This is a genomic window from Deinococcus radiopugnans ATCC 19172 (assembly GCF_006335125.1).
GTDB lineage: Bacteria > Deinococcota > Deinococci > Deinococcales > Deinococcaceae > Deinococcus > Deinococcus radiopugnans.
The window spans coordinates 44,095-50,902 of sequence record NZ_VDMO01000026.1; the positions used below are offsets into that span (position 1 = coordinate 44,095).

Annotated in this window: 7 protein-coding genes; 3 read left to right on the plus strand and 4 right to left on the minus strand. The window is 67.5% G+C overall.

Annotation, left to right across the window (positions count from 1 at the left end; translation table 11 throughout):
* Window positions 1-50: 50 nt before the first annotated feature.
* Window positions 51-1,286, plus strand: coding sequence for a methionine adenosyltransferase (metK, locus tag FHR04_RS17630; RefSeq protein WP_039685562.1), 1,236 nt, complete (start codon window positions 51-53; stop codon window positions 1,284-1,286).
* Between the two features lie 90 nt (window positions 1,287-1,376).
* On the opposite strand, the gene FHR04_RS17635 is transcribed toward metK, so the two are convergent.
* From FHR04_RS17635 to FHR04_RS17645, 3 genes are all read right to left on the minus strand, one after another.
* Window positions 1,377-2,321: a pseudouridine-5'-phosphate glycosidase gene (locus tag FHR04_RS17635; RefSeq protein ID WP_139404540.1), complete on the minus strand. Its 945-nt coding sequence runs from the start codon at window positions 2,319-2,321 to the stop codon at window positions 1,377-1,379.
* A 179-nt stretch (window positions 2,322-2,500) separates the two neighbouring features.
* Window positions 2,501-3,997 carry a peroxidase family protein gene (locus FHR04_RS17640; RefSeq protein ID WP_139404541.1) on the minus strand — a complete coding sequence of 499 codons (1,497 nt, stop codon included), beginning with the start codon at window positions 3,995-3,997 and terminating at the stop codon, window positions 2,501-2,503.
* A gap of 106 nt (window positions 3,998-4,103) precedes the next feature.
* Window positions 4,104-5,060: a carbohydrate kinase family protein gene (locus FHR04_RS17645; RefSeq protein ID WP_139404542.1), complete on the minus strand. Its 957-nt coding sequence runs from the start codon at window positions 5,058-5,060 to the stop codon at window positions 4,104-4,106.
* A gap of 86 nt (window positions 5,061-5,146) precedes the next feature.
* Here FHR04_RS17645 and minD point away from each other — a divergent pair, with 86 nt between their 5' ends.
* Both minD and minE read left to right on the plus strand, forming a co-directional pair.
* Window positions 5,147-5,947, plus strand: coding sequence for a septum site-determining protein MinD (minD, locus tag FHR04_RS17650; RefSeq protein ID WP_039685553.1), 801 nt, complete (start codon window positions 5,147-5,149; stop codon window positions 5,945-5,947).
* A 1-nt stretch (window position 5,948) separates the two neighbouring features.
* Window positions 5,949-6,200: a cell division topological specificity factor MinE gene (gene minE, locus FHR04_RS17655; protein ID WP_139404543.1), complete on the plus strand. Its 252-nt coding sequence runs from the start codon at window positions 5,949-5,951 to the stop codon at window positions 6,198-6,200.
* A 290-nt stretch (window positions 6,201-6,490) separates the two neighbouring features.
* Here the strand turns inward: minE and FHR04_RS21055 are convergent, their stop codons facing one another.
* Window positions 6,491-6,661 carry a glycine zipper domain-containing protein gene (locus FHR04_RS21055; RefSeq protein ID WP_170214012.1) on the minus strand — a complete coding sequence of 57 codons (171 nt, stop codon included), beginning with the start codon at window positions 6,659-6,661 and terminating at the stop codon, window positions 6,491-6,493.
* Window positions 6,662-6,808: the final 147 nt, after the last annotated feature.

A 6,808-nucleotide genomic window follows, 5' to 3' on the forward strand; every position in this document is an offset into this window, starting at 1 on the left:
CTCCAGGCTGTTCTGTGAGACGCCTCCCCGGCACGTACAGGAGCTGAGACATGCAAAAGTTCTATACCTCGGAATCGGTTTCGGAAGGTCACCCGGACAAGCTCGCGGACTTCATCTCGGACAGCATTCTGGACGAGTTTCTGCGCCAGGAACCCGGCAGCCGGGTGGCGGTGGAAACGCTGCTGACCACCGGCATGGCCGTGGTGGCCGGCGAGGTCCGCGCCGAGACCGCCCACGTGGACATTCAGAAAACGGTGCGCGAGGCGGTCAAGCAGGTGGGGTATACCCGCGCCAACTACGGCTTCGACGCCGAGTACAGCGCGGTGCTGGTGGCGATCCACGAGCAGTCCCCGGAAATCGGGGCGGGCGTGGACACCTCCGAGGAATGGCGCGAGATGACCCCGGAACAGCAGGCCGATCCGGCCCAGGCCCACAGCCGCATCGGCGCGGGGGACCAGGGGCTGATGTTCGGCTACGCCACCGACGAGACGCCCGAGCTGATGCCGCTGCCGATCTCGCTGGCGCACGCGCTGACGCGCCGCCTGGCCGAACTGCGCAAGGACGGCACGCTGCCCTACCTGCGTCCCGACGCCAAGGCCCAGGTGACGGTGGTGCGCGACGGCGAACCGCACGAGGGCGGGGCGGTCAGCGTGGACACCGTGGTCATCAGCACGCAGCACGACGAGGACGCCACCCAGGAGCGCATCCGGGCCGACATGCTCGAACACGTCATCAGGGCCGTCATCCCAGAGGAATTGCTGACCCCGCAGACCAAGTACTTCATCAACCCCAGCGGGCGTTTCGTGATCGGCGGGCCGCACGGCGACACCGGGCTGACCGGGCGCAAGATCATCGTGGACACCTACGGCGGGGCGGTGCCGCACGGCGGCGGGGCGTTCTCGGGCAAGGACCCCACCAAGGTCGACCGTTCGGCGGCGTACTACGCCCGCTACATCGCCAAGAATCTGGTGGCCGCCGGGCTGGCCCGCCGCGCGCTGGTGGAGGTCGCCTACGCCATTGGCCGCGCCCAGCCGGTCAGCCTGCGGGTGGACACCTACGGCACCGGCACGCTGAGCGACGAGCGGCTGGCCGAACTGGTGGGCGCCCACTTCGACGCCCGCCCGCAGTCGATCATCGCGCAACTGGGCTTGCAGCGCCCGATCTACGCCCAGACTGCCGCCTACGGCCACTTCGGACGCCCGGAGTTCCCGTGGGAGCAGACGGACCGGGCCGAGGGGTTGCGGCTGGCCTCCGCAGGGCAGGAGGCCCAGACCGCCGGGGGGTAACCCCCTGACACCCCACCAGAAAAGAAATAGCCCCCTCCATATGGCAGGGGGCTGTGTCTGGGCCGATTGATCAGGAACGGTGAGCGGCGCTTACGCCTCCAGCCGGGCGTACTCCACGGCCACCCGCGCGGCCACCGCCGCGTTGTGGCGCACCAGCGCGATGTTGGTGTCCAGACTGCGCCCGCCGGTGATCTCCACGATGCGGCCCAGCAGGTACGGCGTGGTGTCCTTGCCGGTCAGCCCCAGCGCGTTCATGTCCGCCAAGGCCTGCTCGATCTGCCCGGCCATCTCGTCGGCAGGAATCTCGTCCGCCTCGGGAATGGGGTTGGCGAGCATCACGCCGCCGCCCAGACCCAGGGTCCACTTGGCGTGCAGCACGCGGGCGGCCTCGGCCTCGTTCGCCACGCTCAGCGGCGAGGCAAACCCGATGCGGCGCGAGTAGAAGGCGGGGAATTCCTCGCTGCCCAGCGTGATGGCGGGCACGCCCTGGGTTTCGAGCACCTCCAGCGTCAGGCCGATGTCCAGAATGCTCTTGACCCCGGCGCTGACCACGCAGACCTCGGTGCGGGCCAGTTCCAGCAGATCGGCGCTGATGTCCATCGTCTGGCCCGCGCCCCGGTGGACGCCGCCGGTGCCCCCCGTGGCAAACACGCGGATGCCGGCCAGCGAGGCGATCCGCATGGTGGAGGCCACCGTTGTCGCGCCGTTCTGTTCCAGCGCCACCGTCACCGGCAGGTCACGGGTGCTGATCTTCTGCACGGTCTTGTCGGTGGCCAGCGTTTCCAGCTCGTCGGGACTCAGGCCCACTTTCAGGCGGCCGCCCAGCACGGCAATCGTGGCGGGCGTCGCGCCGTTGTCGCGCACGATCTGCTCTACCTCGCGCGCCATGTCCACGTTCTGCGGGTAGGGCATGCCGTGACTGATGATGGTGCTTTCCAGCGCCACCACCGGTCCCCCGGCCTGGAGCGCGGCGGCGACTTCAGGGGTCAGGTCCATTAAAGCGGCGACTTCAGGGCGAATTCCTGGGAGGTTCATGTCCCCCAGGGTACGCGAGGAGGCAGGCTGCCGCCCCAGGTGTTATACGGATTCCGTTTGTTTCGTGTAGGAACCGGGAGAGCGCCGGTTCCTACACTCCACGTCCGGAACCCATTTTTCTCTTTCTCGCTCCGCTCGGATTTCCAGGTGTTTCCAACACCTTTCAATCGGAGTCCGTATTAGAACTCCACCACCACACCAGCGAAGCTGAGCAGATCGGTGATGCCGAAGTCGCCGTTCTGGCCGAAGATGGGGGCCCACTCGGGGTCCAGGGCCAGGTACGAGGTGTGATCGCCTTCCAGCACACCCACGAAGACCTCGGTGACGATGCGCGCGCCCACCGCGCCCAGGCGCTTGCCGCCTTGCTGCACGTCCGCCTCGCGCAGGATGTAGTACCACAGCGGCGTCCGGGCCTCCAGATGCAGGTCTTTCAGATCGTCCAGATCTGCGGCAAGCAGTTCGTCCAGCTTCATGGCGCGGGCCACCCGCTGCCCCGAGGGCACGCTGAAGGTGAGCTGTCGCAGCAGGTTGCGCTGGGCCAGCGAGGCCACGTCGCCCGCACCGAAGCCGGGCAGCGCGAACAGCACGCTGGACAGCCTGGTATCGATCTTCTTGTTGGGCTTGACCCGCCCGTCGCCAAAGTCGAAGAAGGTCTGCCAGTCCACGAAACGCCGGGGCGCCCGGTGTTCGCCGCGCAGATCGTCCGGGTCCAGGCTGGGCGGCAGACTGGCATCCAGGATCAGCCCGACGAACTGTCCGGCGTCGTCCGCGCCGAAGTTGGCACGGTAGCTGGGGCGCACCTGCGAATGCCCGAAACGGTAGGCGGCCACGCTGAACTCCACCGGAATGTACGGCGCGTTGCGCCACTTGTAGAACTTGCGCCCGCTTTCCAGCACGTCCTGCACCACGCCTGGTCCGCAGGTTTTCGGCAGAAATTCATGCACGATCATCCACTGGTAGTGCCAGCGCACCAGCCGCTGCGCCTCCATAAAGACCTCGGCGGGGCGGGCAGCGGCGCCCAGTTCGGCGCGCACATGGTCCACCGCCGCGTTGTGGAAGCGCAGCAGGGCCAGGTGAAGCTGCGACACGATCAGGTTCTCGTCGTTGCGCGGGTCGCCGGTCAGGGCCACGCCCTGGCGGTTGCGCGGCAGATCGTGGCGGGTCACGCCGCCGCGCGACACGGCCTCACAGCCGTCAATCGCCTCGGTCAGCAGTTTGATACCCCGGTCAAAGGGATCGGCGGGCTGCTGATCGTACAGGTGGGGCGTCGCGCCCGGTCCGCTGCCGTACACGCTGTCCAGTTCCAGCGCGGGCGTGCGGAAGTTGGAAATCGCTTCCGGGTCCACCTGCCGCTCCAGGCTGGAGGTCGGGTCGAAGGTCAGGTCATGGTCCAGAAACTGTCCCAGGAAGGTCATGCCCGCCGACAGGTCCGGGTTGTTGGGATTGTTCACGCTGCGCGCCGGATCGCTGAGCAGCGCCACGGGGTCGCTGAGGTCGTCGCCCGCGTCCATCCGCCCGCCGGGTTGCCCCAGTTCCATCAATGCGGCGCGCAGCGTGGGCGTGTCCAGCCCGATGGGCGGCAGCGTCGGAAACAGCCGCCCGAACTTGCCCTGTTCGTAGGCCACACTGCGCGGCGGATTTTCCCCACCCATCGGATAATGCCCGTGTCTGGTCATGCCCCACCCTCCTGATTGCTGCCCGGCGAACCCCTGCGAGACCGGTTCCCGCACGGGTTGCTGCACCTGGGGTCACCTTAAAGGCGGGGGCGTGATCAGGCCATGATCAGTAACCTGCCCGCCGCCGCACCGCCGCCCGCGTCAGGTCCGGCACCACCGTCTGATCACTTTCCACGGTCAGGGCCGCCGCCGCGTGGCCTTCACGCGCCGCGTCCGGCAGCGTCTCCCCGCCCAGCAGCGCCGCCAGGAACGCGGCCAGCGTGGCGTCCCCGGCCCCGGTCACGTCCGCGACCTCCGCGCTCAGGGCGGGCAGTTCCCACGAGTCATCTGCCGCCGACAGCAGGCTGCCGCGCCCGCCGCGCCGGACCCACACCACCTCCACGCCGCGCCCGTGCAGGGTCAGCGCCGCCTCCCGGATGGCCGACGCGTTATCCGCCACGTCGGTCCCCACCAGCGCCGAGAGTTCGCTCAGGTTGGGTGTGATGGCCCAGGGCGCGTGTCCAGCCTCCAGCGCGGGCAGCAGCCGCACCGCCTTGGGCACGCTGACCGGCTCGAAGACCACCCGCGCCCCACCCTCCCCGGTTTGGTGCAAGAGATGCAGGAGCGTGTCGGGCGGGAGGTTGCCGTCCGCAACGATGTAGTGTGCGCCGCGCAGCAGTTCATCCTGCTCCAGCAACGCTGCTGGTGTCAGGGCGCTCATGATTTCCATCGCGGCCACCGCGATCAGCAGTTCGCCGCCCCTGTCCAACACTGCCGTGTAGGTTCCCGTGGCCTGGTCCGCCGCGCGCCGGGTGGGCGACACGTCCACGCCCGCCTCCGCTGTCTGCCGCAGCAGGCCGTCGCCCAGCGCGTCCGTCCCCACCGCCGAGAGCAGCGCCACGCGCACGCCCAGTCGGGCCAGATTCTCGGCCACGTTGCGGGCCACGCCGCCGGGAGTCTGCGCGGCGCGGCCCGGATTGCTGGTGCCCGGCACGGCGGGGGCCAGCGTCTGCACCTTGAGGTCCATATTCGCGCCGCCGACCGCGATGACCTGGGCCGTCTGGGAAGGAGGATGGGCAACCATTTGCCGAGTATGTCAGCCGCCAGCCTTTCCCGCCGCCCGGCACCCCCGCCCACGCCAAAGCGTCACACGCGCTACACTGCCGGGCAATGGATGCCAAGGTAATTGTGGTCACGTCGGGCAAGGGTGGCGTGGGAAAAACCACGACCACCGCGAATATCGGAGCGGCGCTGGCCAAGCTCGGCGAGAAGGTTGTGGTGATCGACGTGGACGTGGGCCTGCGAAACCTGGACGTGGTGATGGGTCTGGAATCGCGGGTGGTGTTTGACCTGATCGACGTGCTGGAGGGCAAGTGCCGCATGAGTCAGGCCCTGATTCGCGACAAGCGCATCGAGAACCTGCACCTGCTGCCCGCCAGCCAGACCCGCGACAAGGACGCCCTGGACCCCGACGTGTTCCGGGAGGTGGTGCGCGGCCTGATCGAGACCGAGGGCTTTGACCGCGTGCTGATCGATTCGCCGGCCGGCATCGAGTCGGGCTTCCGGACGGCCGCCGCCCCGGCCACCGGCGCGTTGGTGGTCGTCAACCCCGAGGTCTCCAGCGTGCGCGACGCCGACCGCATCATCGGGCTGCTGGAAGCGCAGCAGATCAACGAGATCCGGCTGGTCATCAACCGCCTGCGGCCCAAGATGGTCGCCAGCGGCAACATGCTTTCCGAGGCCGACATTCTGGACATCCTGGGGGTCAAGCCGATCGGCGTGGTGCCCGAGGACGAGGGCATCATCGTGTCCACCAACGTGGGCGAACCCGCCGTACTGGGCAAGACCCGCGCGGGCGAGGCCTTCATGGCCACCGCCCGCCGCCTGAGAGGTGAAGACGTGCCGTATCCCAAGCCCGATGTGGAAGGCGGATTCCTGGCCGCCCTGCGCCGCCTGTTCGGGGGGGCCTGACATGTTTTCCTGGCTCAAGCGTGGGCGCTCCAAAGAAACCCTGAAAGACCGCCTGGAACTGGTGCTGGCCTATGACCGCGCCCAGATTCCCCCCGGCAAGGTCGAAGCCCTGAGAAACGACCTGCTGGAAGTGGTGCAACGCTATTTCCCCACCGGCCACAGCAGCATCGAGATCGAGCAGCGCGGCGATATGGTGGTGCTGCTGGCGAACATTCCCATTGACGAGAACGCCCAGAGCCGCTCGAACTCCTGAGCGTCTGAAGACCGCTGCAGACTGCTGCAGCCGCGCCGCCGACCTGTCAGGTTTGGCGGCGCGGCTGTTCTATGGTCTGGCAGCGACTGGTCCGAATCCAAGACGGGGCAGGGGAGGGGGCGCCCTTTCACGTCAGTCGTGTGTTGCGGTGAATTATACGGATTCCGTTTGTTTCGTGTAGAAATCGGTGCTGTCCCGATTTCTACACTCCACGTCCGGAACCCGTTTTTCTCTTGCTCGCTCTGCTCGGATTTCTAGGTGTTTTCAACACCTTTCAATCGGAGTCCGTATTATTTGTCCGGCAGATCGCGGCCCCACACGCTGCCGATCGCTACGCCCAGCGCCACCCCGATCGCGATGCCAGCGCCTGTATTTCTCGTGGCCAGCCCGATGATCAGGCCCAGCGCAATTCCAACCGCCAGACCTGTGCCCAGAGCGGCGCCCTTGGTCTTGAACCTCATGTCCTGACCTTAGAGCATTTGCTCTGTACCGGACATCTTAGCTTCAAGCCGCTCCTGATGCGTGAAACGGCGTGCTCAGTAGCCTGACCAACTCAGGTAACTCGGGCAGGTTCCACCGCAGCGCATGGCACAGCTGTTCCGCGCCAT